Raw genomic sequence first — 26,461 nt, forward strand, 5'->3', positions numbered from 1 at the left:
GAAATGGTTTCTTCCGTGTAAACAACGTCTTCACGAGTTCGAAAGCGGCCGGCGTTAACTCCCGACGGTATGTCGTACCGCGTTTTCCCGCTTGCCTGTGTGCCGCTCGCCTTGAGCCTCTCGTCGATCGGCCAAGCCGCGACCGTGTCGATCGACCTGCGCGGGATCGATGGCCAGCCGCTCGCGGGCGCGGTCGTGACGATCGAAACGCCCAAGGCGCCGCCGGTAACCGTGCGCGGGCCCTATAGTGTCGAGCAGCGCGATATCGCGTTTCAGCCGCACGTCCTGATCGTGCCGGTCGGCGCGACGGTCGGTTTTCCGAATCGCGACAAGGTGCGGCACCATGTCTATTCCTTTTCCAAGGCGAAGAAGTTCGACCTGAAGCTGTACGGGCGCGAGGACGCACGGACGGTGACGTTCGACCGGCCCGGCGTGGTGCCGCTTGGCTGCAATATTCACGATTCGATGAACGGGTTCGTCTACGTCACTGCGACTCCGTTCGCGGCGCTGACCGATGGCGCCGGGCACGTCACGATCGATGGCGTACCGGCGGGCGGTGCGACCGTCCGCGTCTGGCACCCCTCGATCCGCGCGCCGGGCAGCCTCGCATCGCAGCCGGTGACGGTCGCCGTGTCGGGTCTCTCGACGACGTTCGCGTTGCATAGATGACGGGGGCTCGTCGCTTCCTGCTTCTGCGGCCCCGGTTCCGGCGGCTGCGGACCAAGCTGTCCGTGCTGTACGCAGGGCTGTTCGCGATCGCGCTCATCGTGCTGGCGGTCGTCGCGCAGGCGATGATCTGGACGCACGCGCGCGATTCGGTCCGCGCCGAACTGACCACCAGCGGCAGCGTATACGACCGGCTGTGGGCGTTGCGCGCGCAATCGCTGTCGAGTTCGGCCGACGTGCTGGCGCGCGATTTCGGCTTTCGCGCCGCGGTGGCGAGCGGCGACCGACCGACCATCGCCTCCGCACTCGCCAATCTCGCGACCCGCGCATCGGTATCGGCGGCGTATGTCGTCGATGGCGACGGACAGGTCACGGGACCGCCCGGGCCACTCGAATCCGCGATCGCGCCCTTCCCGTTCGCGCTTGCCGAAGGGCGCAACGACGCGGTGGTCGCGGTCGGCGGCCAGGTCTACCGCCTGGTGCTGTCGCCGGTGATGGCGCCGACGCGGATCGGCTGGGTGGTTTTCGCGGTCCGGCTCGACGCCGCCGAAATGGACGCGCTCGAACGGCTGTCGTCGATCCCGCTGGTCGCGACGATGATGCGGCGCGATCCGCAAGGGCATTGGCAGGCGCTCGATCGCTCGATCGACGCCTCCCCGGCCATCGACGCACTGGTCGCCCGATCGCGATCGACGCGCGCGCTGGCGACGCTCAACCTCCCCCAGGGGCGGGCGTTCGCGCTCGCCAAACCGCTGGCCGGTACCGGTGACACGCCGCAGGCGGCGATCCTGATCCGCTATCCGCTCGATGCCGCGCTCGCGCCGTATCTGCCATTGCAGGCCGGCATCGCGCTGGCGGGGCTGGCCGGGTTGCTGCTGGTGCTGTTCGGCAGCAGCCGGCTGGCGCGCAGCATCGCCAAGCCGATCGCCGCGCTCGATACCGCGGCCAAGGCGCTCGAACAGGGCAGCCGCGTGCCCGCGGTCGTCGAGGGAACCGACGAGATCGGGCGACTCGCCGCGAGCTTCAACCGGATGGCGGCGGGGATCGTCGACCGCGAACGGCGGATCAGTCATCTCGCCTTTCACGACCCGCTGACCAGCCTGCCCAACCGGATCTACTTTCGCCAGGCACTCGATCAGGCGATCTCGCAAGTCGGCCGGCACGGGGCGACGCGCGGTGGCGCGACGGTCGCGGTGCTGTGCCTCGATCTGGATCGGTTCAAGGGAATCAACGATACGCTTGGCCATCCGGTCGGCGATGCGCTGCTGGCCGCGGTCGGTCGGCGGCTTGCGGACACCGCGCCCGATGGTCTGGTCGCGCGGCTCGGCGGCGACGAATATGCGATCATCCTGTCGGGCGCGTTCGAGCCCGATCGACCGCGTGCGCTGGCACAAGCGTTGATCGATGCCCTGCGCGACCCGATCGAGGCCGCGGATCACCTGGTCGCGACCGGGATCAGCGTCGGCATCGCGATCGGCCCGGCCGACGGCGACACCGCCGACGAACTGCTCAAGAACGCCGACCTCGCGCTGTACCGCGCCAAGGAAGACGGGCGCGGCGTGTTCCGGTTCTTCGAGCCCGCACTGGACGCCGCCGCACGGAAGCGCCGCCAGATCGAGCTCGACCTGCGCGATGCGATCCAGGGCGGGCAGTTCGTCCTCAACTACCAGCCGGTGTTCGACCTGAAGGCGGACCGGATCGGCGGGTTCGAGGCGTTGCTGCGCTGGCATCATCCGACCCGCGGCCTGGTCCCGCCGCTGGAGTTCATTCCGGTCGCCGAGGAGACCGGGTTGATCGTCGCGATCGGCGAATGGGTGCTGCACGAGGCGTGTCGCCAGGCGGTGCACTGGCCCGAGCATGTCCGGGTTGCGGTGAACGTGTCGCCGCTCCAGTTCCGCAACACCGGCTTCCAGGCGATCGTCCTGCAGGCGCTCGCGAACAGCGGGCTGTCGGCGGATCGGTTGGAGATCGAGATCACCGAATCGGTGTTCCTCGAAGGCGAGGGGCCGGTCGTTGCGCTGCTCCACCGGCTGCGCGAGATGGGCATTCGCGTCGCGCTCGACGATTTCGGCACCGGCTATTCCTCGCTGAGCTATCTGCGCAGCTTCCCGTTCGACAAGATCAAGATCGACCGCTCGTTCGTGACCAGCATCGCCAGCGATCCGAGCGCAGCGGCGATCGTCCGCGCGATCGTCGACCTGGCCACCGCGCTGCACATGGAGACGACCGCCGAGGGGGTGGAGGACGTCGACCAGCTCGAGCGGCTGCGTGGTGAGGGCTGCGGCAATATCCAGGGCTATCTGTTCAGCCGGCCGGTCGAAAGCCGGCACATTGCCGGGTTGCTCGACAGCGTGATGATGAAGGCCGCCTGATCATCGAGGGATAGCTATCGATGCTGTCGCGTTGAGCGGGGGAATTCAGCATCACGAGGCATTTCCCATGAGCGTAGTTTCCACGGTGGCGTCCGCCCTCGGTCTCGGCAAGAAGGTCCGTTATGAGATCGTCGGGCTCGGCGACATTTCGCAGGCGTCGATGATGCCGGGCGTCGCGCATACCGGCAATTCGGAGATCACCGCGCTGGTCACCGACGATCCGGTCAAGGCGCGCGAGCTCGGCAAGATGTACGGCGTCGAGGCGACGTATCGTTACGATCAGTTCGACGATCTGCTCTCCTCCGGGCTGATCGATGCGATCTATCTCGCGACGCCGAACTGGCGCCATGCCGAGTTCGCGATTCCTGCGCTGAAGGCCGGGATCCACGTCCTGTCGGAGAAGCCGCTCGAGGTGTCGGTCGAGAAGGCCGAGGCGATCCGCGATGCCGAGCGTGCGTCGTCCGCCAAGCTGATGACCGCGTACCGCCTGCATTTCGAGCCGTCGACGCTCGACGCGATTCGCCGGATCCGGAGCGGCGAACTGGGCGAGCTGATCGCGTTCACCTCGTGCTTCACGCAGATGGTCGACCCCGCCAATCACCGCGCAAAGAACGGCCTGCTTGCCGGGCCGCTGTTCGACATGGGGCCGTACCCGATCAACGCGACCCGCTATCTGTTTGGCGAGGAACCGCTCGAGGTCGCCGCCGCGGTCGCATCGCGCCATCCCGAGGCGGGGCTCGGCGACCTGGACGACACCGTCGCCGTCACGCTGCGCTTTCCCGGCAACCGGCTCGCACAGTTCACGGTCTCCTATTACGCGAACGGCGTCGACAGCCTGACCGTCAGCGGCACCAAGGGGAGCATCCACATGGATCCGGCTTACGGCTTCGGCGACGCGATGGAGCAGGTCGTCACGATCGGCGAAACAAAGAGCACGGAAAGCTTCAAGCCGACCGACCAGTTCGGTGGCGAGATGCGCTATTTCTCCGACTGCATCCTGGAGGACCGCGATCCCGAACCCGACGCGGAGGAGGGGCTTGCCGATCTGCGCGTGATCGAGGGTATCGTCGAAGCCCTGAAGACCGGCCGCGCGGTGACGCTGCCGCCGTTCCAGCGATCGCGCCGGATCTCGGCGGACCAGGTGCAGACGCTGTCGCCGATCAAGGACTCCAGGCTCGTCCACGCCGCCAGCCCGACCGGCTGAGCGGCATGCTTGCCTTCCTCGATTTCGAAGCGTCGTCGCTGGGCAAGAAGAGCTATCCGATCGAGGTGGCGTGGGTGTTCGAGGATGGCAGCGCCGAGAGCCATCTGATCCGCCCCGCGCCCGACTGGACCGACTGGGAGGCGAGCGCGCAGGCGATCCACGGGATCGACCGGGCCGAACTGGAGGCAGACGGCGAGGATCACGTTATCGTCGCTGCGCGGATGGTCGAAATGCTGACGGGGCACGACCTGCTGGCGAGCGCGCCGTCCTGGGACGGGAAGTGGCTAAGCGCGTTGTTACGCGCGGGTGGCCAGCCGAAACGGGTGCTGCGGTTGCGGGACAGCGACGATGCGCAACTGGAGTCGGCTCGGGCGGGTCTGGCCGGAGTGGAACCCGCGGATGCATGCGAGACTCTGGCGCGGGAGGTCGTCGGCGAGGTTTCGGCACGGCGGAACGGGCGTGTGCCGGACCACCGTGCGCTCGCCGATGCGCGGGCGGAGCGCGAGCAGTAGCTGGAGGTGACGGCGGAGGCTTTGCGACGGGCTGCGATGTACGTGGCGAATGCAGAGTCGTCCCCGCCGTGACCCGAAGATTGTTTCCCCGCGAAGGCAGGGATCCAGACTGGGAGCATGGGGTCGGATCGTTTCCAGGACGATCCTTGTGCATGCGGGGCATGCACAACCCCACGCTCGCCTTCACGGGAGAACAAGGTTTCTGAGAAGCCGCTGCCAATCCGTCACCCCAGCTTTCGCGTCCCCCTTAATGCCGTCACCCCAGCGGAAGCTGGGGTATCCCGCTTGGGTCGCGACGCGTGCCTGACGGGGAGATCCCAGCTTTCGCTGGGATGACGGTCTTGGCGGATTAGTTCGTCTCGACCCGCGGTGCGCCGCTCGCCGTTACCGGTTGCGGACCGTTGGCCGTCGCTTCCAACGTCGAGTCCCCGCCGAGCACGCGGTACAGCGTCACGCGGTTGCTTGCGCCGACCAGCTGCGTCGCGACCAGGTTGCGTTGCGCGGTGTAGAGCGAGCGTTGCGCATCGAGCGAGTTCAGGAACGTGTCGATACCGCCGCGATAGCGCGCATCCGACAGCCGGAACGTATCCTGCGCCGCTTCGGCGAAATTGACGTTTGCCTGGAGCTGATCCGCGATCGTGCCCTGGCGCGCCAGGGCGTCGGCGGTTTCCTGGAACGCGGTCTGGATCGACTTCTCGTACGTCGCCAGCGCCGCATCGCGCTGCGCCTTGGTGTAGGCGACGTTGGCGACGCCAGCCCCTGCGCGGAAGATCGGGTAGCTGATCGACGGCGCGACCGAATAGTTGAACGCGCCGCCGGCGAACAGCGACGACAGCGCGCTGCTGGCGAAGCCGAGGATGCCGGTGAGCGAAATCTTCGGGAACAGTTCCGCGCGCGCCGCGCCGATCTCGGCATTGGTGGCGCGGAGTTCGTATTCGGCCTGCACGACATCCGGACGACGCAGCAGGATACTGCTGTCGAGCCCCGCCGGCAGCGTGGCGACGGTCGGCAGCGCCTGTTCGATCGAGGCGGGGAGCAGGGCGGGGTTTACCGGCGCACCGACGAGCAGTTGCAGCGCGTTGATATCCTGGGCGAGCGCGGTCTTCTGGGTCGCCAGATCGCTCTGTGCAGTGAACAGGATCTGCTGCGCCTGGCGGAGATCGGTGCGCGGCGCGACGCCGCCCCTGAGCCGGGCTTCGGTCAGCGTGACGCTGCGCCGCGAACTGGCGACGGTATCCTGCGCGATCTTCAGCAGGCTCTGGTCCGAGGCGTAGGTGAGCCAGGCATCGGCGATGTCGCCGACCAGCGTCAGACGGGTCGTGCGCGCCGCAGCCTCGGTCTCGAAATAGCGATCGAGCGCGGCGCCGGTCAGCGAGCGGATGCGGCCGAACAGGTCGAGTTCGAACGCGGTCGTGCCCAGGTCGACGGAGAAGGCGCTGTTCGAGCTGGACGTGCTGACGACCGATCCGGTCGTCCCGGTCCCGGTACCCGTCCCGGTTCCGCCAGTACCGGTGCCGGTGCCGGTGCCCGTGCCGGTGCCCGTTCCCGTTCCCGTTCCGGTGCCGCTGGTCGCGGTGCTGCTCGCACCATTGCCGCCGCCCGAATAGGTATAGCGGCCACTGGCGTCGATCTGCGGGAACAGGTCGCCGCGCTGGATGCGGTATTGCGCGCGGGCGGCGGCGATGTTGGCGGCGGCGACGCGGAGGTCGCGGTTGTTCGCCAAAGCCTGGACGATGATCTGCTGGAGGCGCGGATCCTTGAACACGTCGCGGTAGGTAAAGGCAGGCAGGGCCGCCTCCGACTGGCGGAGGTACGCATCGCCGACCGGCCATGACGGCGGCGTGGGGAGTTCGGTGCGCGCGTATTTCGGTGCGAGCGAACAGCCGGCGAGCGCGGTCGAAGCGGCGAGGATCAGGATTAGCGAACGCATCATGCGGGCTCCGGCCGGTAAGGGCCCTGTGGTTCGGGCGGGCCGAGCGGTTCGTTGTGATCGCCGTCAGATCCGTGGTCGTCATGGTTGTGGTCGTCATGACCCTGGAAGCCGGTCGGCTTGCCACGCAACTTGGCGATGCCGTCGCGCGCGCCGCGGCGGACGAGGACGAAGAACAGCGGGATGTAGAAGATCGCGAGGATCGTCGCGGTCAGCATGCCGCCGACCACTGCCGTCCCGATCGCGATGCGGCTGTTCGCGCCCGCACCGGTCGACAGCGCCAGCGGCAACACGCCGAGGATGAACGCGAACGACGTCATCAGGATCGGGCGCAACCGGATCTTCGCCGCGGACAGTGCCGCCTCGATGACGCGCTTGCCCTTCTTTTCCTCCTGCTCGGCGAACTCGATCATCAGGATCGCGTTTTTCGCGGCCAGACCCATCGTCGTCAGCAGGCCGATCTGGAGATAGACGTCGTTGATCAGCCCACGCAGAGTCACCGCGAGGATCGCACCGACTAGGCCGAGCGGGATCACCAGCAGCACCGCGATCGGGATCGTCCAGCTCTCGTACAGCGCGGCGAGGCACAAGAAGACGACCAGCAGCGACAGGCCGTAGAGGAACGGCGCCTGGCCCGAGGACAGGCGTTCCTGATACGACAGGCCCGACCATGCGACCGAGGTGCCGGGGATCTGGCCGGCAAGCTCGGCGATCCGGTTCATCGCGTCGCCCGAGCTGACGCCGGGCGCGCCCGAGCCCTGGATCTCGTACGAGGCGATGCCGTTGAAGCGCGACAGCGTCGTCGGTGCCTGGCCCCAGCTGGTCTTCGCGAACGACGAGAACGGCGCCATCTGGCCGTTCGATCCACGCACGAACCACTGGCTCAGGTCCGACGGCTGCGCGCGGAACTGCGCGTCGCCCTGGACATAGACGCGCTTGACGCGGCCGCGGTCGATGAAGTCGTTGACGTATTGGCCACCCCAAGCGGTCGACAGCGTCGAGTTCACGTTCGCCTGGGTCAGCCCGAGCGTCGACAATTTCTGCTGGTCGGCATCGACGCGCAGCGTGGCGACGTCGGGCAGTTCGGTCAGGCGGATCGCGGTCAGCGACGAGTCGGCGCGGGCGAGCGCGAGCAGCTTGTCGCGCGCGGCGTTGAACTCGATCTGCGTCAGGCCACCGGCGTTCTGCAATTCCATGGTGAAGCCGTTCGACGAGCCGAGACCGCGGACGGCCGGCGGTACCAGCGAATAGACCTGCGCGTCACGGAAGCCGGCAAAGGCCTTCGAGGCGCGACCGGTGATCGCGTCGGCGGTGTTTTCCTTGCCCTTGCGGTCGTCCCACGGTGCGAACGCGATAAAGCCTTGCCCCGTGTTCTGGCCGCTCGCGCCGCCACCGCCGCCACCGCTGACGGTGAACATCGTGCGGACGTTGGCCTTCTCGTTGGTGTAGTAATATTGCTCGATCTGCTTCTGCAGCGCGAAGGTGCGGCCTTGCGTGGCGCCCGCCGGAAGCTGGAACTGGACGATGCCCGAGCCCTGGTCCTCGGTCGGCAGGAAGCCGGTCGGCAGGCGCAGGAACAACACCGCCAGCAGCGCGACGACAACCGCATAGATCAGCAGGAACAGCCACTTGCGGTCGATCACCGACTGCACCGCGCTGGTGTATTTCTGCGTGCCCTTCTCGAACCCGCTGTTGAACTTGTCGCCTGCGCGCGTGAAAAAGTGCGCGACCTTGGGGAATTTGCGTTCGCCCCAGCTCTTCTCGTGATTGCCGTCGGCGTCCTTCTTCTTCTGCTTGAGCAAGGTCGCGGTGAGGGCGGGGGAGAGGATCAGCGCGACCAGCACCGACAGGATCATCGCCGACACCATCGTCAGCGAGAACTGGCGATAGATCACGCCGGTCGAGCCGCCGAAGAACGCCATCGGCAGGAACACCGCCGACAGCACCAACGCGATCGCGACCAGCGCGACGGTGATCTCGTTCATCGACTCGATCGTCGCCTCCCGAGGCGTCATCTCGGGATTTTCCTCCATCAGGCGCTCGACGTTCTCGACCACGACGATCGCGTCGTCGACCAGCAGGCCGATCGCGAGCACGAGCCCGAACAGCGTCAACGTGTTGATCGAGAAGCCGGCAAGATAGAACACGCCGAACGTGCCGAGCAGCACGACCGGCACCGCGATCGTCGGGATCAGCGTCGCGCGCCAGCTTTGCAGGAAAACGAACATGACGATGACGACGAGGATGACGGCCTCGATCAGCGTCTTTACGACCTCGTCGATCGACAGCTTGATGAAGTCGGTGGTGTCGTTGGCGTAGGCGAATTTCAGGCCTGGCGGGAAGCTCTTGGCGGATTTGGCGACGAACGCCTTGACCAGCTCGGCGGTCTTGAGCGCGTCGGCGCCCGGCGCGAGCAGCACCGCGATACCGGCGCCGGGATGCGCGTTGACGCGGCTGCGCGCGTTGTAGTTCTCCGCGCCCAGTTCGATCCGGGCAACGTCGCGCAGCTTGACCACGGCGCTGTCGTTGGTGGTCTTGAGAATGATGTTGGCGAACTGCTCGGGCGTCTGGAGGCGCGACTGTGCGGTGACGGTTGCGTTCAGCATCTGCGTGTCGGGCTGGGGTTGCCCGCCGAGTTCGCCGGCGGCGACTTCGGTGTTCTGCGCCTGGATCGCGGTGGTCACGTCGCTCGGGATCAGCTGATAGCTGGCGAGCTTGTTCGGGTTCAGCCAGATCCGCATCGCGTATTGCGCGCCGAACACGTTGCTGTCGCCGATCCCGGGAATACGGCCGAGTGGGTCCTGCAGGTTCGAGACGAGATAGTCCGAGACGTCCTGGTTGGTGAGCTTGTCGGTCTCGTCATAGACGCCGACGATCAGGAGGTTGTCCGGGTTCGATTTGCGGACGACGAGGCCCTGTTGCTGGACCTGCGAGGGGAGGCGGGACAGAGTCTGCTGGACCTGGTTCTGGACCTGGACCTGCGCGATGTCGGGATCGGTGCCCTTTTCGAACGTCACGGTGATCGTCACCGAGCCGCGCGACGACGAGGACGAGCTGAAATAAATTAGCCCGTCGATGCCCGTCAGCGATTGCTCGACGACCTGCGTGACGCTGTTCTGGATGGTCTGCGCGTTGGCACCCGGGAAGGTGGCGCGGACGGTCACCTGTGGCGGGGCGACGTCGGGGTACTGCGCGATCGGCAGGCTCATGATCGCGCCGATGCCGCCGAGCATCACGATGATCGCGAGCACCCAGGCGAAGATCGGGCGATCGATGAAGACACGGGACAACATAAGGGCTTAGCCGGCCTTTTTCTGGCTGGAGTCACCACCCGAGGAGTCATTCTTGGGCGCTTCGATCTTTTGCGCGGTGTTTTCCGGCACCGGCTTCACGCCCTGGTTCGGCGCGATCTTCGACAGGCCCTGCGTGATGATCTTGTCGCCGGGGTTGAGCCCGCTGGTGACCACCCAGAACGCACCCTGCGTGCGGTCGGCCTTGATCTTCTTCTGCACCGCCTTGTTGTTCGCATCGACGACATAGACCGTGGCATTGCCCTTCGCGTCGCGCGAAACGCCCGCCTGCGGCACGAGGAACGCACGCTGGTTGATCGCCTGCGCGAACTTCGCCTGGACGAACATGCCGGGGAGCAGCAGCCCCTGCGGATTGGGGAAGCGTGCGCGCATCGTCACGGTGCCGGTCTCGGTATTGACCAGCGCTTCGGCGAACTCGACGCTGCCGGTCGCGCCATATTCGCTGCCGTCCTCGAGCGTCAGTCGGACTTCGGCGCGGGTCGCGACGATGCCGTTCTGGCCGGGCGAGCGACGCAGCGCGAGCAGGTCGCCCGAGGATTGCTGGATGTCGACGAACATCGGGTCGAGTCGCTGGATCTGCGCGAGCGGATCGGTCTGCGTCGCAGACACGAGCGCACCGACGGTGAACAGCGAGCGGCCGATACGCCCGGTGATCGGCGCGGGGACGGTCGTGAACTTGAGGTTGATCTGCGCCGTCTCCAACGCCGCGCGCGTCTGCGCGACCGAGGCGGTGGCCTGGCGCGAGGTGGCGACCGCGTTGGTGTAATCCTGCTTGCTGATCGCCTCCATCTCGGCGAGCGGCTTGTAGCGTTGCGCGAGGATGGTCTGCGCCTGCTGGTTGGCGCGCGCGCTTTGCAAGTTGGCCTGCGCCTCGTTGGCGGCGGCGCGATAGAGACGCGGGTCGATCTCGTAGAGCGGCTGGCCCTTCTTGACGAGCGTACCCTCGGTGAAGAAGCGGCGGCGGATGATGCCGGTGACCTGGGGCCGCACGTCCGAGCTTTCGAACGCGGTGGTGCGGCCGCTGAGCTCGGTGGTCATCGCGACGCTGGTCGGCTGGACGACGACATAGCCGACGGTCGGCGTGCCCTGGCCCGGCTGGCCGGCCTTGCCCTTGCTCTGAGCTTTGTCACCGCCGCCGGAACAGGCGGCGAGCGCCAGTGCGGGTGCGAGCAGGAGGGCGCACTGCCGCGTGGAAAATCGTGTGGCTATCAAGTTTGGTATCCGCTCGCGATCGGTGTGGGCAGCTGTTGGTCGGGCTAAACCACGAGGATGTACCAGAAGTATGTCAGTTGAAAAGCGGGGGCGAGAAATAGGGAAGAGAGAGTAACCTGGTTTGTTGATTGGGGGGGAGCGCGTCAAACAAGGAGGATTGTTTCCCCGCGAAGGCGGGGATCCAGACTGGGCTCCCGCCTTCGCGGGAGACCAAGGAAGGGGCGCTCCCTTATCCACGCGCACTACCATGCAGTCACGGCATTCGAGAACCACCGCACCGCCCCTGGGCCACTGCACCACCCCGGCGGAGGCCGGGGCCCAATTGGAGAGGTCGTGGTAACGAGGGACTGCGCACCGTTGGCAACGTTCCCCAATTGGGCCCCGGCCTTCGCCGGGGTGGTGCTTCTTGTGCGAGTCCTCCAAACCAAAATCTCTCGAGCGCGTTAAGCGGTGGATGCCGGAACAAGCCCGGCATGACGGATGGGGTGGGGTGATGGATTTGATCAATGATGACAAGAAGGCGGCTGCCGTTGCGGCTGTGGCCGAGGTGCAGGACGGGATGCTCGTCGGGCTCGGGACCGGCTCGACTGCGGCATTCGCGATCCAGGCGCTCGGCGATCGTGTCGCTCAAGGCCTGCAAATCCGCGCGGTCGTCACCTCCGAAGCCTCAGGCAAGCTCGCCCGCGAAGTCGGCATCGAGATCCTCGACTTCGCCGCCATCGCCCATGTCGACCTCACGATCGACGGCGCGGACGAGATCGACCCGCGGTGCTTCGCGATCAAGGGCGCAGGCGGGGCGATGCTGCGGGAGAAGATCGTCGCCGCAAGCTCGGCACGGATGGTCGTGATCGCCGACGGCTCCAAGCGGGTCGACCGGATCGGCGCAGCCAAGCTGCCGGTCGAGGTGCTTCCCTTCGCCGGCGCCTACGTCATGCGCGTCCTCACCGACATCGGCGCCGCGCCCGTCATCCGCGCCAACTACCGGACGGACCAAGGCAATCTCGTCATTGACTGCCACTTCGCGACCCTCGAAGACCCCCGCGCAACCGCCGCCACGCTCGCCGCGATCCCCGGCATTCTCGGCCATGGGCTGTTCCTCGACGAGGTCGATGCCGCGTATATTGCAACGAACGGCCTCGTTACGCGACTGGAACGGATGGGTGCATCCGCCTAAAGGCTCCCTATCTTGGCAACCAGATCGGATGCGCGGCGTTCGGTCACAGTCTAGAGCGAGGCTTTTCTTCCATGACCGATACCGCAACCGCCCCTGCCACGAAGGCGGACCCGAACCTCCACGAGGACGGTTCGCCCGAACGCCTCGCGATCGACACCATTCGCACGTTGTCGATGGACGCGGTGCAGAAGGCCAATTCGGGCCATCCCGGCACCCCGATGGCGCTCGCGCCGGTCGGCTACACGCTCTGGTCGAAGTTCCTGCGCTATGATCCGAAGCACGCCGACTGGCCCAATCGCGACCGTTTCGTGCTGTCGGTCGGCCATGCGTCGATGCTGCTCTATTCGCTGATTCACCTCGCCAAGATCGAAGAGATCGACGCGGACGGTAACAAGACCGGCAAGGAGGCCGTCAGCCTCGCCGATATCGAGCAATTCCGTCAGCTGTCGTCCAAGACGCCCGGCCACCCGGAATACCGCCACACCACCGGCGTAGAGACCACGACCGGGCCGCTCGGCCAGGGTTGCGGCAACTCGGTCGGGATGGCGATCGCCGAGCGCTGGCTCGCGGCGCGCTACAACAAGGACGGCTTCACGCTATTCGACCATGACGTCTACACGATCTGTGGCGACGGCGACATGATGGAGGGCGTTTCGGCCGAGGCCGCAAGCCTCGCCGGCCACCTCAAGCTCAGCAACCTGTGCTGGATCTACGACAGCAACCACATCTCGATCGAGGGCGCGACCGATCTCGCGTTCGACGAGGATGTCGGCCTGCGCTTCGACGCCTATGGCTGGAACGTCATCCACATCGACGACGCGAACGACACCGCGGCGCTCAGCCGCGCGATTGAGACGTTCAAGGCGACCAATGACAAGCCGACCTTCATCGTCGTGCATTCGGTGATCGGTTACGGCAGCCCCAAGGCGGGCAGCGAGAAGGCGCACGGCGAACCGCTCGGCGAGGAGAATATCCGCCTCACCAAGCAGGCGTATGGCTGGCCCGAGGACAAGTCGTTCTACGTGCCCGACGGCGTGATCGAGCATTTCAATGGTGCGATCGCCGAGCGTGGTGCCAAGCTGCGCGATGAGTGGGTCGCGCTGACCGACAAGTATCGCGGTGCCTATCCCGAGCTTTCCGCCGAGCTCGACCTGCTGCTCAAGGATGAACTGCCCGAGGGCTGGGACGCCGACATCCCGACCTTCGAGGCGGATGCCAAGGGCGTCGCCAGCCGTGATTCGGGTGGCAAGGTGCTCAACGCGATCGCGGCGAAGGTGCCATGGCTGATCGGTGGTTCGGCCGATCTCGCGCCTTCGACCAAGACCGACATCAAGGGCCAGCCCTCGTTCGAGGCGGAGAATTACGCCGGCCGGAACTTCCACTTCGGCATCCGCGAACACGGCATGGGCGCGATCGTCAACGGCATGGCGCTGTCGCACCTGCGTTCGTACGGCTCCACCTTCCTGGTGTTCGCGGACTATATGCGCGCGCCGGTGCGCTTGTCGGCGATCATGGAGGTCGGCGCGATCTGGGTGTTCACGCACGACTCGATCGGTGTCGGCGAGGACGGCCCGACGCACCAGCCGATCGAGCATCTCGCCACGCTGCGCGCGATTCCCGGTCTCGACACGATCCGTCCGAGCGACGCGAACGAAGTCGTCGCGGCGTGGAAGGCGGTTCTCAAGGACGCCAGCACGCCCGCCGCGCTGATCATGTCGCGCCAGGCGCTGCCGACGCTCGACCGGACCAAGTACGCAAGCGCCGATGGGCTCGAGAAGGGCGGCTATGTGCTCGCGGATAGCGACGGCACGCCCGACGTGATCCTGATCGCGACCGGCAGCGAAGTGTCGCTGGTCGTCGAGGCACACGAGAAGCTGACCGCGGACGGCGTGAAGAGCCGGGTCGTGTCGATGCCGAGCTGGTATCGCTACGAACTGCAGGACCCAGCTTACAAGGAAAGCGTGCTGCCGCGCGAAGTGCGCGCGCGCGTTGCGGTCGAGATGGCTGGTTCGATCGGTTGGGACCGCTATGTCGGGCTCGACGGCGCGACCGTGACGATGTCGACCTTCGGCGCTTCGGCACCGCTCGCCAAGCTGCAGGACAAGTTCGGGTTCACCGTCGACAATGTCGTCAAGGTCGCCCGCCAAGTGATGGAGACCAAGTGATGGGTGCGCTCAACGATCTCGAAGGCTTCGGCCAGGCGGTATGGCTAGATTTCGTCGATCGGAAGTTCCTGGAGGCCGGTGGTCTCCAGAAGCTGGTCGACGAGGACGGCCTGACCGGTGTCACGTCGAACCCGTCGATCTTCGAAAAGGCCATGGGTCACGGCGATGCCTATGACTCGACGCTGGCCGAATACGACAAGCAGCATGCCGGCGCGGCGACGATCGACCGCTACGAGCATCTGGCGATCCAGGACATCAAGGCGGCGGCGGAGACGCTGAAGCCGGTCTACGACAAGCTCGACGCGAAGGACGGCTATGTCAGCCTGGAGGTGTCGCCCTACATTTCGGACGATACCGACGCGACGATCGCCGAGGCCAAGAAGCTGTGGGGGATGGTTGACCGGCCGAACCTGATGATCAAGATCCCGGGTACGCTCGCGGGCGGCCCCGCGATCTCGTCGACGATCGCGAGCGGGATCAATGTCAACGTCACGCTGCTGTTCGCGCTCGACGCGTACATTCGCGTTGCCGAGGCGTATGCGGCGGGGCTCGAGGAGCGCGTCAAGCAGGGGCAGCCGATCGACAAGATCGCCAGCGTGGCCAGCTTCTTCGTCAGCCGGATCGACTCGTCGATCGACAAGGAGATCGATGCGCGTCTGGAGAAGGGCGATGCCGAGGCCGATGCGCTGAAGGCGGTGCGCGGCAAGGTCGCGATCGCCAACGCGAAGATGGCGTATCAATGGTATCTCGACTTCCTGAAGTCGGATCGCTGGCAGGCGCTTGCCGCCAAGGGTGCGCAGCCGCAGCGTCTGCTGTGGGCGTCGACCGGCGTGAAGGATCCGAGCTATCCCGACACGCTCTACATCGACACGCTGATCGGCAAGGATACGGTCAACACGATGCCGCCGAAGACGATGGATGCGTTTCGCGACCACGGCACCGCGGCGGAGACGATCACGCAGGACGTCGAGGGCGCGAAGCATACGCTCGCCGAAGCCGAGCGTCTGGGTCTCGACCTGAACGGCGTGACCGGCAAGCTGGTCGAAGAAGGCGTCGCATCGTTCGTGAAGGCGTTCGACGACCTGCTTGGCTCGATCGCCAAGAAACAGCCCGCGACGGCTTAGTTTTTACGTCATGCCGGGCTTGTTCCGGCATCCACCGCTCCGCGAACTCGATAGATTCGATTGTGCGGAACGGTGGACCCCGGAACAAGTCCGGGGTGACGGACCTTGGTGCCCCATCACCTACACAAGGAATTCCCCATGAAGATCGGACTGATCGGCCTCGGCCGGATGGGCGGCAACATCGCGCGCCGGTTGATGAAGAACGGCCACGAAGTCGTCGCGTTCGACCGCGATGCCGAAGCCGTGAAGAAGCTCGCCGCCGATGGCGCGATCGGGGCGGACTCGCTCGACGACATGCACGCCAAGCTCGACACCCCGGCGATCTGGTGGGTTATGGTCCCGGCGGGCGAGCCGACCGAGAGCACCGTCCAGGCGATCGCCGCGAAATCGAACTCGGGCGACATCATCATCGATGGCGGCAACAGCTTCTACAAGGACGATGTCCGCCGCGCGAAGGAACTGGCCGAGAAGGGTATCCACTATGTCGACGTCGGCACGTCGGGCGGCGTGTGGGGCCTCGAGCGCGGCTATTGCATGATGATCGGCGGCGACAAGGAAACGGTCGACCTGCTCGATCCGATCTTCGAGACGCTCGCGCCGGGCATGGGGACGATAGTCCGCACGCCGGGCCGCGTCGAAGGCCAGGCCGATCCGCGCGCCGAGAAGGGCTATATCCATGCAGGCCCCTCGGGCGCCGGCCACTTCGTCAAGATGGTCCATAACGGCATCGAATACGGCCTGATGCAGGCCTATGCCGAGGGCTTCGACATCCTCAAGGGCAAGTCCGGCGAGCATGTCGTCGAGGAGGAGCGCTTCGACATCAACCTGACCGACGTCGCCGAAGTCTGGCGTCGCGGCAGCGTGATCTCGTCGTGGCTGCTCGACCTGTCGGCGATCGCGCTGGCGAAGGACGGCACGCTCGAAGGATTCAGCGGCAGCGTCGCGGACTCGGGCGAGGGCCAGTGGACGATCGACGCGGCGATGGAGGAGAAGGTGCCCGCCAACGTGCTGAGCGCCGCGCTGTATGCGCGCTATCGCAGCCGCGTGGACCACACGTTCGGCGACAAGCTGTTGTCGGCGATGCGCTATGGCTTTGGCGGGCATGTCGAGATGCCCCAGTGAGCGCGATCAAACTCCTCGTCTCCGATGTCGACGGCACGCTCGTCGACAAGGAGAAGAAGGTCACGCCCGCGACCGTCGATGCGGTCAAGCGGCTGAAGGCGGCTGGCCTCGGCTTCACAATCATCAGCGCACGGCCGCGGTCGGGGATGATGCCGATCGCGGACCTGCTCGGCATCGACGAGCCGATGGGCGCGTTCAACGGCGGGATCGTCTTCAAGCGCGACGGTACCGTGATCGAGCACCACATGATCGACGTCGACGTCGTTCGCGGCGCGATGGAGATCATCGGTGACGCGCCGGTCGACACGTGGTTCTTCGCGGACGACGTCTGGTATGCCAGCACCGACCAGGGCGGGCATGTCGGCAGTGAGAAGAAGGCCTCCGCGCAGGACCCGGTGATCGTCTCCGACTTCACTGACCTGCTCGCCAAGGCTGACAAGGTGACCTTCGTCAGCGATGACGAAGACCTGTTGCGCGACCTGCACGCGAAGGTCGCCGCAAAGTTCGATACGCAGGCGACGATCGTACAGTCGCAGACCTATTATCTCGACATCACGCCGGTGGCCGGGAACAAGGGCAGCGGGATCGAGGAACTGGCGGACGCGTTCGGCATCAGCTTGACGCAGACCGCGGCGATCGGCGATCAGGCCAACGATATCGCGATGCTCAAGCGCGCCAAGTTGGCGATCGCTATGGGCAATGCGCCACAGACTGTCCGCGACGTCGCGCACGAGATTACCAGCGCGAACGATGCCGACGGCGTCGCGCACGCGATCGACAATTTTATCCTTACTGGAGTTTCCGCATGAAAGAGTTGGTTGCCTTCGACCTCGATGGAACGCTGGCCGAGAGCAAGCAGCCCTTGCAGGAGCCGATGGGCGAGGCGCTGGCGAACCTGCTCGACGTCGCGCATGTCGCGGTGATCTCGGGTGGCGACTGGCCGCAGTTCGAGAAGCAGGTCGCGTCGCGGCTGCCCGAGCGCGCGGATCGCACAAAGCTGTGGCTGATGCCGACGACGGGGACCAAGCTGTACCGGTTCGATGGCGAATGGCGCGCGGTGTATGCCGAGCTGTTCGAGGACGACGAGAAGCAGAAGATTCTCAAGGCGTTCGACGAGTCTTTGGAAGCGACCGGCTTCGTCCCGGAGAAGACCTGGGGCGAGCGGATCGAGGATCGTGGTAGCCAGATCACGTTCTCTGCCTTGGGGCAGGAAGCGCCGATCGATGCCAAGCACAGCTGGGATCCCGATTTCGCCAAGCGCAAGGTGATCCAGGCGGACTTGCAGAAGCGCCTGCCGGGGTTGTCGATCAACATGGGCGGCGCGACCTCGATCGACATCACGCGTGAGGGTGTTGACAAGGCGTATGGGTTGAAGAAGCTCAACGAGGCGAGCGGCATCGCGCTCGACAAGATGATGTTCATCGGCGACGCGATCTTCCCGGGCGGGAATGATTATCCGGCGGAGCAGCTTGGGCTGGACGTCGTGAAGGTGAAGAACGTCGACGGCACGCTGGCGGCGATCGCCGGAATCGTCGCGTGCCTGAAGTAAGGGCATGAGCGTCGCTTTCCGTCGCGAGAGTGACGAGGAACATCTCGAGCCGAAGTTCGAACAGCCGATCGCGCCGGGGCCTAATCTCGTCACGCCGCGCGGGTTGCGGTTGATCGGCGAGCGGGTGGTCGCGATCGAGGCTGCGGTCGCGGCGGAGACGGACGAGGAGGCTCGGAAGGTTTTGCTGCGGGATTTGCGGTATTGGCATACGCGGCAGACGACCGCCGAGATTGCGCCTGAGCCTGAAGAGGATGAGGTCGGGATCGGATCGCGCGTTCGTGTTCGAATGAACGGGGCCGAGCGGGTTATCGCGATCGTGGGTGGTGACGAGGCCGAGCCCGGCGAGGACCGGCTGGCGTTCTCGGCACCGTTGGCGCGTGCGCTGATGGGCGCGGCGGTTGGCGAGACGGTTGCGTTTGCGGACAAGCCGGACGCGATCGAGGTTTTGGCGATCGACAAGGATGACGGCTGATGGCTGACGCGAAATTCGAACGGCACCGGCAGGCATGGACGCAGGACGAGATCCAGAAGCTGCATACGCTGGCCAAGAAGGGCATGGCGTTGAAGGCGATCGCGAAAGCGCTGACCCGGAGCGAGGAGTCGGTGAAGGTTCGAGCGAAGGAGGATTCGCTGAATATCGCCAAGCTGCGATGAGGTGAAGAAGAGCCATCTCCCCTCCGGGGAGAGGGTTGGGAGAGGGGCTGTTCTGGGCAGCGCGCCGTGGTGCTCTCGAAACCATTGCAGCCTCCGCTTCCACACCACCACTCCGAAATGCCACCACCCCGGCGAAGGCCGGGGCCCAATTGGAAAGGTCGGAGTAACTGCGCGCAACCTGCGTCATTGCCGTCCCCCAATTGGGCCCCGGCCTTCGCCGGGGGGGTGCTTTCTGGCGTGTCGGGACGATATCTCTGACAGCAGATCACCACCTTTGTGGCGCACCCCGAACACGCTAAAGCGACCATCCCTTCTTGTTCTCCCGCGAAGGCGGGAGCCCAGTCTGGGTCCCCGCCTTCGCGGGGAAACATTCTTGACTAGCGGCGCGCCCAACCAAGCCGCACGGAGCCACACTTGTCCGAATACGACGCGATAATCCTCGGGGCAGGCGCCGCCGGCCTCATGTGCGCCGCCGTCGCAGGCCAGCGTGGCCGAAAAATTCTGCTCGTTGATCACGCCGACCAGGCTGGCAAGAAGATACTGATCTCCGGCGGCGGGCGGTGCAATTTCACCAACGTCCACACCGCCGCCGACCGCTACATCTCCGCCAACCCCCATTTCGCCAAGTCCGCACTCGGCCGGTACACCGCGCAGGACTTTATCGCGCTCGTCGAATCCTACGGCATCGCCTGGCACGAGAAGACGCTTGGGCAACTCTTCTGCGACGGGTCCGCAAAGCAGATCGTCGAGATGCTGCTCGACGAATGCGACAAGGGGCGGGTCGACCTTTCGCTCGGCCGGGCAGTCACCGGAGTCGAACACGGAGACGGCCGCTATCGCGTGTCGCTGGACGGCCGCATCGTCACCGCGCCTGCGCTGGTCATCGCGACCGGTGGCCCATCGATCCCCAAGATGGGCGCAACCGGGTTCGCCTATGATCTCGCGCGGCAGTTCGGTTTGAAGGTCGTCGAACCACGCCCCGCCCTCGTCCCGCTGACGCTGGGCGGCGACGAAACGCTGTTCCGCGAACTCTCCGGAGTCGCTGCCGAAGTCGTCGCCACCGCCGGCAAGACCACATTCCGCGAGGCTGCGCTGTTCACGCACCGCGGCCTGTCGGGCCCCGCGATCCTGCAAGTCTCGTCCTATTGGCGCAACGGCCAGCCCGTCGGGATCGATTTCCTCCCCGATCGCGAGTCCGGCTGGCTCCCCGCCGCCAAGCGTACCACGCCGCGCGCGACTCTTCGAAAACTGCTCGGCAGCACGCTCCCGGACCGACTCGCCGAGACTTTGAGCGACCGTTTGGGCATGACGAGCGAGATTTCCACGCTCACCGACCGGAAACTCCAGGACGCCGAGCGCGCGCTAAGCCATTGGCAATTCACGCCAAACGGCTCCGAAGGCTATGCCAAGGCCGAGGTCACCGCAGGCGGAATCAGCACCGCGGAACTGTCATCGCAAACAATGCAAGCCAAACGCGTACCAATGCTGTATGCAGTCGGCGAAGCGGTCGATGTCACAGGGTGGCTCGGCGGCTACAACTTCCAATGGGCATGGGCGAGCGGGTGGGCCGCGGGTCAAGTCCTGTAGGGACCACCACGCCAGTGCCTTGCCGTTGCGTAAGCCGGCCACCAATTAGGACGTACATGCCTTTTACAAATATTCCGTCGCTTCTTTCCGAGGCGCTCGAAGCGCGCGGCTATACCGCGCTCACCCCCGTCCAGGCTCATGTGATCGAGGACAATGCGATCGGTCGCGATCTCGTCGTGTCGGCGCAGACTGGCTCGGGCAAGACCGTGGCGTTCGGCCTGGCGATGGCCGGCGAACTGCTCGGTGAAGCCGGCGAGGACGGCGTCCAGCGCCTGCCCGCGCCGCACAAGCCGCTCGTGCTCTGCATCGCGCCGACTCGCGAGCTCGCGCTTCAGGTCAGCCGCGAGCTGATGTGGCTCTATGCCAAGGCCGGTGCGCGGATTTCGACCTGCGTCGGCGGGATGGACGCCTCGAAGGAGCGTCGTTCGCTCGCCCACGGTGCGCATATCGTCGTCGGCACGCCGGGCCGACTGCGCGATCACCTCGAGCGTGGCGCGCTCGACCTGTCGGCGCTCAAGGTCGCGGTTCTCGACGAGGCCGACGAGATGCTCGACATGGGCTTCCGCGAGGACCTCGAGCAGATCCTCGACGCGTCGCCTGAAGCGCGCCGCACGCTGTTGTTCTCGGCGACGATGCCGCGGCCGATCGTCGCGCTCGCCAAGCGCTACCAGAAGGACGCGCTGCGGATCTCGACCGTCGGCGAGGATCGCGGTCATGGCGATATCTCGTACCAGGCCGTCACGGTCTCGCCGTCCGAGATCGAGCATGCGGTGATCAACCTGCTGCGCTTCCACGAGGCGGAGACGGCGATGCTGTTCTGCGCGACTCGCGATAACGTGCGTCATCTGCATGCGAGCCTGGTCGAGCGTGGCTTTGCCGCCGTCGCGCTGTCGGGCGAGCATTCGCAGAACGAGCGTAACGCCGCGCTTCAGGCTTTGCGTGATCGTCGTGCGCGTGTCTGCGTCGCGACCGACGTTGCCGCACGCGGTATCGATCTGCCGACGCTGTCGCTGGTCGTGCACGTCGAGTTGCCGCGCGATGCCGAGACGCTTCAGCATCGCTCGGGTCGTACCGGTCGTGCGGGCAAGAAGGGCACCGCCGTCCTGATCGTGCCGTTCCCGCGTCGCCGTCGCGTCGAGATGATGCTTCGTGGCGCGAAGATCAACGCGGAGTGGGTCAACGCCCCGACCGCGGAGGACATTCGCAAGAACGATCACGAGCGGCTGATCGGCATGCTGTTGCAGCCGGTCGAGGTCGAGGAGGAGGATCGCGCACTCGCCGTCCGCCTGATGGCCGAGAAGACGCCGGAGGATATCGCCGCGGCGCTGGTGCACATGCACCGCGCGACGATGCCGCAGGCTGAGGATCTGATCGACCAGAGCAAGCAGCCGACTCAGGACGAGCGTTCGCAGGGGCCGCGCGCCGGCTTCGAGGACACCGTCTGGTTCCGGATGGATATCGGTCGTCGCCAGAACGCCGATCCGCGCTGGATCCTGCCGCTGATCTGCCGTCGCGGGCACATCACCAAGTCCGAGATCGGTGCGATCCGCATCGGGCCGAACGAGACCGCGTTCGAGATTCCGCGCGCTGTAGCGTCGCGGTTCTCGGCGGCGATCCAGCGGACGGCACAGGCTGGCGAAGAAGAGAGCGGCGTGGCGATCGAGGCGATGCAGGGCGCGCCCGAGAGCGGCGCTCGGCATGATGGCGGCGGCGGTGGTCGCAGCAATGCGAGCGGCCCCCGCTCGACGCTGCACCGTGCGGCCCCGCGTGGCGGCCCCGCTCCTGCGCGCAAGCCCCCGTATCGCGGCAACCGCGAGCGTAGCTGAACTAGCACGATCCTCCCCCGCAAGGGGGAGGTGTCGCCGAAGGTGACGGAGGGGGAGGATGCGTAGCAGATGTGGCGGATGCCTCCCCCTCCGTCAGGCTGTGCCTGCCACCTCCCCCTGGCGGGGCAGGATTGAATGACCGACACCACCATCCGCATCCTGGTTGACGCCGACGCGTGCCCGGTGAAGGACGAGATCTACAAGGTGGCGTGGCGCCACGAAGTGCCCGTGACGATCGTCGCGAACAGCCATTTCCGTATCCCCGTCCACCCGCTGATCTCCCGCGTCGTCGTCAGCGACGGGTTCGACGCGGCCGACGATTGGATCGCCGAACAGGCCGATGCGAAGTCGGTCGTGATTACCGCCGACATCCTCCTCGCCGATCGCTGCGTGAAGGCCGGCGCGACGGTGCTCGCCAACACCGGCAAACCCTTCACCACCAGTTCGATCGGCGGCGCGATCGCGACGCGCGCGATCATGGCCGACCTGCGCGCGGGCGGCGACATCATCGGCGGCCCGGCGCCGTTCTCCAAGACTGACCGATCGAGCTTCCTGTCGGCGCTCGACACGGCACTGGTTCGCCTTAAACGAGGTTAAGTCCCGAGCACGTCTCGACTTCCTTACCGCCGCGAGGCACACACCTTGCATGCGCTCCCATCTGCTCGACCGTGACGAATTGCTGGCACGCCAGGCGTTCCAGCTAGCCTTGGTCGACCTGTTGCGGGCCTTGGAGCGGCCGGAGGATATCATGGCCGCTGCTGCCGCGGCGCTCGGATCGCATCTCGGGGTTGCGCGCTGCGGGTATGGCGAGGTCGCGGCAGACGGGACTGCGCTGCACGGTGGCGGCGACTGGATCAGTGGCGCCCTGGTGAGCCTGGCCGGCGGTTCCTGTACGCTCGGCACGTTGGGAACCGGATTGCTCGACGATCTGCGCGCGGGTCGCACCGTGATCGTCGACGATTGCCATGCGGATCCTCGCTCGGGCGATCCGGATTACGGCACCACCTGGACGCGGATCGGTGCCTGCGCGCTGATCGTGTTTCCGCTGATTCACGATGATCGACTGACCGCGATCTTCTATCTTCACGAGCCCGAGCCGCGGCACTGGACGCACGCCGACATCGCGCTGGTCGAGGATGTCGCGCTCCGTACCGCCGATGCGGTGGAGCGCGCGCGCGCCGAGACCGCGCTCAGGGCGAGCGAGGAACGCTATCGCTCGCTATTCGAATCGGTCGATGCGGGGTTCTGCGTGATCGAGATGCTGTTCGCCGACGGCCAGCCGTTCGATTACCGCTTCCTGGAGATCAACGCGGCGTTCGGGCGCAACACCGGGCTCGACGACGTGATCGGCCGGACGATGCGCGATTTTGCGCCCGACATGGAACAGCGCTGGTTCGATCTCTACGGCAGGGTCGCGATCACCGGCGAATCGATGCGGTTCGAGGATCCGGCGGCGGCGCTCGATGATCGCTGGTACGAGGTCTATGCCTACCGCGTCGACGCACCCGAACTGCATCACGTCGCGGTGCTGTTCAACGACATCACCGAACGCCGTCGCAACGATATCGCGCTGGCCGAAAGCCGTGAGGAACTGGAGCTCGCGACGCGTGTCGCCCGCCTTGGACGGTTCGATTACCATCCTTCGTCCGATCGGCTGACCTGGGACGATCGGTGCCGCGAGCTGTTCGGCCTGCCGGTCGACGCGACGGTGACGTACGCGACGTTTCAGGCCGGCGTTCACCCGGACGATCGCGCGCGGATGGACGCGGTCGTCGCCGAGGCCCTCGATCCGGACGGTCCGCGCGGCTTCGACGCGGATTACCGCGCGGTCGGGCGCGACGATGGGGTGGAGCGGTATATTGCCGCCCACGGGCTCACTTTCTTCGAGGGACGCGAGCCGATCCGGCTGATCGGGACGGTGCTCGACGTTACCGAAGATCGCAAGGCACAGGCCGTGCTTCGCGAGACGAGCGAGCGGCTGCGACTGGCGGGACGTGCGACCAACGATGCGATCTGGGACTGGGACCTGCGCCGCAACCATGTGCTGTGGAACGACGCGCTGACCGCGGCTTACGGACACGACCTTACCGACGTCGAACCGACCGGCGATTGGTGGATCGGCCACATTCACGCCGACGACCGCAACCGGATCGATCACAGCATTCACGCGGTGATCGATGGTGGGGGAAGCGACTGGAGCGACGAGTATCGCTTCCTGCGCGCCGACGGCAGCTATGCCGACGTGCTCGATCGCGGGTATCTAATCCGTGACGAGGACGGTCAGCCGCTGCGGATGATCGGCGCGATGCTCGACCAGTCTGCGCGCAAAGCGATCGAGCGGCAGTTGCGCGCCGTCAACGAAGGGCTGGAGGAGGCCGTGGTCGCGTCGAAGGCGGACCGCGACCGGCTCTGGGATCTGTCGACGGACATCATGCTGCGTGCAAAATTCGACGGCACGATCGTCGCGGTGAACCCGGCCTGGACCGAGACGCTTGGCTGGGACATGGACGAGATCGTCGGGCGTCCGCTGTTCGGGCTGCTCCATCCCGACGACCTGACGCATACGACCCAAGGCGCGGCGGGGATCGCACGCGGCGAGGTGATCACGCGGATCGACAACCGCTATCGCTGCAAGGACGGCAGCTATCGCTGGATCAGCTGGGCCGCGCAGCCGGGCGACGGGATGATCAACGCGGTCGGCCGCGACATCACCGAGGAGAAGGAGAGCGAGGCTCGGCTCGCGCGCGTCGAGGATGCGCTGCGCCAGGCGCAGAAGATGGAGGCGGTCGGCCAGCTCACCGGCGGGATCGCCCATGATTTCAACAACATGCTGACGGGGATCATCGGGGGGCTCGACATGGTCAGACGCTATCTGCCCGAGATGCGGCACGAGCGGGTCGATCGCTATATCGAGGCGGCGACCGTGTCCGCCAACCGCGCGGCGGGGCTGACGCAGCGGCTGCTGGCCTTCTCGCGTCGGCAGTCGCTCGATGTGAAGGCGGTCGATGTCGGCGGACTGGTCGACGGTATCGAGGATCTGCTGCGGCGGACGCTCGGCGAGAATGCCGGGCTCGAGGTCCGGCGGCAGGCGGGGATCTGGCCGGCGTACACCGACGCGAACCAGCTCGAAAGCGCGCTCCTCAACCTCGCGATCAACGCGCGCGATGCGATGCCCGATGGAGGCCTGCTGACGATCGAGACCGAGAACGCGCATCTCGACGCGCATTATACCGAGACGATCGATGATCTGGAGCCCGGTGATTTCGTCGTCATCGGCGTGTTGGATACCGGCACGGGCATGAGCGCGGCGGTGATCGCCAAGGCGTTCGACCCGTTCTTCACCACCAAGCCGATCGGGCAGGGGACCGGGCTCGGCCTGTCGATGATCTACGGCTTCGCGCGGCAATCGGGCGGGCATGTGCGGATCTATTCGGAGGAGGGGCGCGGCACGACCGTCAAGCTGTACCTCCCGCGGTTCAGGGGCGACGTTGAGGTCGCGGCGGAGATTGCGGATGCCGACCTGCCGCGTGCGGACGGCGAGCGCGTACTGGTGGTCGAGGACGATCCTGCCGTCCGCATGCTGATCGTCGATGTACTGCAGGGCTTGGGCTACGGCGTGCTGGAGGCGGCGGACGGGCGTGCCGCGCTGCCGTTCCTGGAGGGCGAGCACAGGATCGACCTGCTCGTCAGCGACGTCGGGTTGCCCGGGCTGAACGGGCGGCAGGTCGCGGAGATCGCGCGCCAGCATCGGCCCGGGCTAAGGGTGCTGTTCGTCACCGGCTATGCCGAAAAGGCAGCGGTGCGTGGCGATTTCCTCGCCGAGGGGATGGACATGATCACCAAGCCGTTTTCGCTGGATGTGCTGGCTAACCGGATCAGGGCGATGATCGGAGGGTAGTGGGCGCGTTCACGATCCTCCCCCGCCAGGGGGAGGTGGCAGGCGCAGCCTGACGGAGGGGGAGGAACGCGATGACCCCTGTTTCGTATCCTCCCCCTCCGTCGCTTCGCGCCACCTCCCCCTGGCGGGGGAGGATCGTCCTGACCTGACAAACC

General features: G+C 66.1%; 19 protein-coding genes. 16 read left to right on the forward strand and 3 right to left on the reverse strand.

Going from position 1 to position 26,461, the window contains the following annotated elements; all coding sequences use genetic code 11:
* The first annotated feature begins 69 nt into the window (after positions 1–69).
* The 4 genes from AC3D24_RS16780 to AC3D24_RS16795 all read left to right on the forward strand — a co-directional run bounded on the left by AC3D24_RS16780 (position 70) and on the right by AC3D24_RS16795 (position 4,754).
* Positions 70–669, forward strand: coding sequence for a methylamine utilization protein (locus AC3D24_RS16780; RefSeq protein ID WP_489032278.1), 600 nt, complete (start codon positions 70–72; stop codon positions 667–669).
* Positions 666–3,038: a bifunctional diguanylate cyclase/phosphodiesterase gene (locus AC3D24_RS16785; protein WP_489032279.1), complete on the forward strand. Its 2,373-nt coding sequence runs from the start codon at positions 666–668 to the stop codon at positions 3,036–3,038. The genes AC3D24_RS16780 and AC3D24_RS16785 overlap by 4 nt, the downstream gene beginning before the upstream one ends.
* Before the next feature lie 67 nt (positions 3,039–3,105).
* Entirely contained in the window at positions 3,106–4,242 is a 1,137-nt protein-coding gene (locus AC3D24_RS16790) for a Gfo/Idh/MocA family protein (RefSeq protein WP_489032280.1), read from the forward strand.
* Positions 4,243–4,247: 5 nt separating this feature from the next.
* Positions 4,248–4,754 carry a 3'-5' exonuclease gene (locus AC3D24_RS16795; protein WP_489032281.1) on the forward strand — a complete coding sequence of 169 codons (507 nt, stop codon included), beginning with the start codon at positions 4,248–4,250 and terminating at the stop codon, positions 4,752–4,754.
* A gap of 349 nt (positions 4,755–5,103) precedes the next feature.
* Here the strand turns inward: AC3D24_RS16795 and AC3D24_RS16800 are convergent, their stop codons facing one another.
* From AC3D24_RS16800 to AC3D24_RS16810, 3 genes are read right to left on the reverse strand one after another with little or no spacing between them, the layout of a single operon-like run.
* A complete protein-coding gene (locus tag AC3D24_RS16800) occupies positions 5,104–6,687 on the reverse strand; it encodes an efflux transporter outer membrane subunit (protein ID WP_489032282.1) in 1,584 nt (527 codons plus the stop codon).
* The gene (locus AC3D24_RS16805; RefSeq protein ID WP_489032283.1) at positions 6,684–9,977 is read right to left on the reverse strand and encodes a multidrug efflux RND transporter permease subunit; all 3,294 of its coding nucleotides are present in this window, start codon (positions 9,975–9,977) and stop codon (positions 6,684–6,686) included. Before AC3D24_RS16805 ends, AC3D24_RS16800 begins: the two co-directional genes overlap by 4 nt.
* Before the next feature lie 6 nt (positions 9,978–9,983).
* Positions 9,984–11,204, reverse strand: a complete 1,221-nt coding sequence (locus tag AC3D24_RS16810) for an efflux RND transporter periplasmic adaptor subunit (RefSeq protein WP_489033194.1) — start codon at positions 11,202–11,204, stop codon at positions 9,984–9,986.
* Between the two features lie 496 nt (positions 11,205–11,700).
* Between AC3D24_RS16810 and rpiA the strand changes: the two genes are divergently transcribed.
* The 12 genes from rpiA to AC3D24_RS16870 all read left to right on the forward strand — a co-directional run bounded on the left by rpiA (position 11,701) and on the right by AC3D24_RS16870 (position 26,306).
* Positions 11,701–12,381: a ribose-5-phosphate isomerase RpiA gene (gene rpiA / locus AC3D24_RS16815; RefSeq protein WP_489032284.1), complete on the forward strand. Its 681-nt coding sequence runs from the start codon at positions 11,701–11,703 to the stop codon at positions 12,379–12,381.
* Positions 12,382–12,452: 71 nt separating this feature from the next.
* The gene (gene tkt, locus AC3D24_RS16820; protein WP_489032285.1) at positions 12,453–14,546 is read left to right on the forward strand and encodes a transketolase; all 2,094 of its coding nucleotides are present in this window, start codon (positions 12,453–12,455) and stop codon (positions 14,544–14,546) included.
* A complete protein-coding gene (gene tal, locus AC3D24_RS16825) occupies positions 14,546–15,670 on the forward strand; it encodes a transaldolase (protein WP_133018639.1) in 1,125 nt (374 codons plus the stop codon). Before tkt ends, tal begins: the two co-directional genes overlap by 1 nt.
* 138 nt (positions 15,671–15,808) lie before the next feature.
* Positions 15,809–16,792, forward strand: coding sequence for a phosphogluconate dehydrogenase (NAD(+)-dependent, decarboxylating) (gene gnd / locus AC3D24_RS16830; protein ID WP_056060803.1), 984 nt, complete (start codon positions 15,809–15,811; stop codon positions 16,790–16,792).
* Positions 16,789–17,601, forward strand: a complete 813-nt coding sequence (locus tag AC3D24_RS16835; RefSeq protein ID WP_489032286.1) for a Cof-type HAD-IIB family hydrolase — start codon at positions 16,789–16,791, stop codon at positions 17,599–17,601. Before gnd ends, AC3D24_RS16835 begins: the two co-directional genes overlap by 4 nt.
* Positions 17,598–18,341: an HAD-IIB family hydrolase gene (locus AC3D24_RS16840; protein WP_060527242.1), complete on the forward strand. Its 744-nt coding sequence runs from the start codon at positions 17,598–17,600 to the stop codon at positions 18,339–18,341. The genes AC3D24_RS16835 and AC3D24_RS16840 overlap by 4 nt, the downstream gene beginning before the upstream one ends.
* Positions 18,342–18,345: 4 nt before the next feature.
* Positions 18,346–18,813 (forward strand): GreA/GreB family elongation factor, encoded by a 468-nt coding sequence (locus tag AC3D24_RS16845; protein ID WP_489032287.1) that lies wholly within the window; start codon positions 18,346–18,348, stop codon positions 18,811–18,813.
* Positions 18,813–18,995, forward strand: coding sequence for a hypothetical protein (locus AC3D24_RS16850; protein ID WP_333928656.1), 183 nt, complete (start codon positions 18,813–18,815; stop codon positions 18,993–18,995). Before AC3D24_RS16845 ends, AC3D24_RS16850 begins: the two co-directional genes overlap by 1 nt.
* A gap of 414 nt (positions 18,996–19,409) precedes the next feature.
* A complete protein-coding gene (locus tag AC3D24_RS16855) occupies positions 19,410–20,582 on the forward strand; it encodes a BaiN/RdsA family NAD(P)/FAD-dependent oxidoreductase (RefSeq protein WP_489032288.1) in 1,173 nt (390 codons plus the stop codon).
* Positions 20,583–20,638: 56 nt separating this feature from the next.
* On the forward strand, positions 20,639–22,408 hold the full coding sequence (locus AC3D24_RS16860) for a DEAD/DEAH box helicase (protein ID WP_056055171.1): 1,770 nt from the start codon (positions 20,639–20,641) through the stop codon (positions 22,406–22,408).
* Between the two features lie 135 nt (positions 22,409–22,543).
* Positions 22,544–23,005 (forward strand): YaiI/YqxD family protein, encoded by a 462-nt coding sequence (locus tag AC3D24_RS16865; protein WP_489032289.1) that lies wholly within the window; start codon positions 22,544–22,546, stop codon positions 23,003–23,005.
* A gap of 49 nt (positions 23,006–23,054) precedes the next feature.
* Positions 23,055–26,306: a PAS domain-containing protein gene (locus AC3D24_RS16870; protein WP_489032290.1), complete on the forward strand. Its 3,252-nt coding sequence runs from the start codon at positions 23,055–23,057 to the stop codon at positions 26,304–26,306.
* The last annotated feature ends 155 nt before the right edge of the window (positions 26,307–26,461 follow it).

This window comes from Sphingomonas sp. SL1004, from assembly GCF_057815015.1.

Excerpts from the sequence above, each read along its gene's own strand:
- AC3D24_RS16800 (WP_489032282.1), bottom strand. The coding sequence starts at position 6,687 with ATGATGCGTTCGCTAATCCTGATCCTCGCCGCTTCGACCGCGCTCGCC.
- tal (WP_133018639.1), top strand. The coding sequence starts at position 14,546 with ATGGGTGCGCTCAACGATCTCGAAGGCTTCGGCCAGGCGGTATGGCTA.
- AC3D24_RS16840 (WP_060527242.1), top strand. The coding sequence starts at position 17,598 with ATGAAAGAGTTGGTTGCCTTCGACCTCGATGGAACGCTGGCCGAGAGC.
- gnd (WP_056060803.1), top strand. The coding sequence starts at position 15,809 with ATGAAGATCGGACTGATCGGCCTCGGCCGGATGGGCGGCAACATCGCG.
- AC3D24_RS16780 (WP_489032278.1), top strand. The coding sequence starts at position 70 with ATGTCGTACCGCGTTTTCCCGCTTGCCTGTGTGCCGCTCGCCTTGAGC.
- AC3D24_RS16860 (WP_056055171.1), top strand. The coding sequence starts at position 20,639 with ATGCCTTTTACAAATATTCCGTCGCTTCTTTCCGAGGCGCTCGAAGCG.
- AC3D24_RS16870 (WP_489032290.1), top strand. The coding sequence starts at position 23,055 with ATGCGCTCCCATCTGCTCGACCGTGACGAATTGCTGGCACGCCAGGCG.
- AC3D24_RS16785 (WP_489032279.1), top strand. The coding sequence starts at position 666 with ATGACGGGGGCTCGTCGCTTCCTGCTTCTGCGGCCCCGGTTCCGGCGG.
- tkt (WP_489032285.1), top strand. The coding sequence starts at position 12,453 with ATGACCGATACCGCAACCGCCCCTGCCACGAAGGCGGACCCGAACCTC.
- AC3D24_RS16850 (WP_333928656.1), top strand. The coding sequence starts at position 18,813 with ATGGCTGACGCGAAATTCGAACGGCACCGGCAGGCATGGACGCAGGAC.
- rpiA (WP_489032284.1), top strand. The coding sequence starts at position 11,701 with ATGGATTTGATCAATGATGACAAGAAGGCGGCTGCCGTTGCGGCTGTG.
- AC3D24_RS16795 (WP_489032281.1), top strand. The coding sequence starts at position 4,248 with ATGCTTGCCTTCCTCGATTTCGAAGCGTCGTCGCTGGGCAAGAAGAGC.
- AC3D24_RS16805 (WP_489032283.1), bottom strand. The coding sequence starts at position 9,977 with ATGTTGTCCCGTGTCTTCATCGATCGCCCGATCTTCGCCTGGGTGCTC.
- AC3D24_RS16865 (WP_489032289.1), top strand. The coding sequence starts at position 22,544 with ATGACCGACACCACCATCCGCATCCTGGTTGACGCCGACGCGTGCCCG.
- AC3D24_RS16845 (WP_489032287.1), top strand. The coding sequence starts at position 18,346 with ATGAGCGTCGCTTTCCGTCGCGAGAGTGACGAGGAACATCTCGAGCCG.
- AC3D24_RS16790 (WP_489032280.1), top strand. The coding sequence starts at position 3,106 with ATGAGCGTAGTTTCCACGGTGGCGTCCGCCCTCGGTCTCGGCAAGAAG.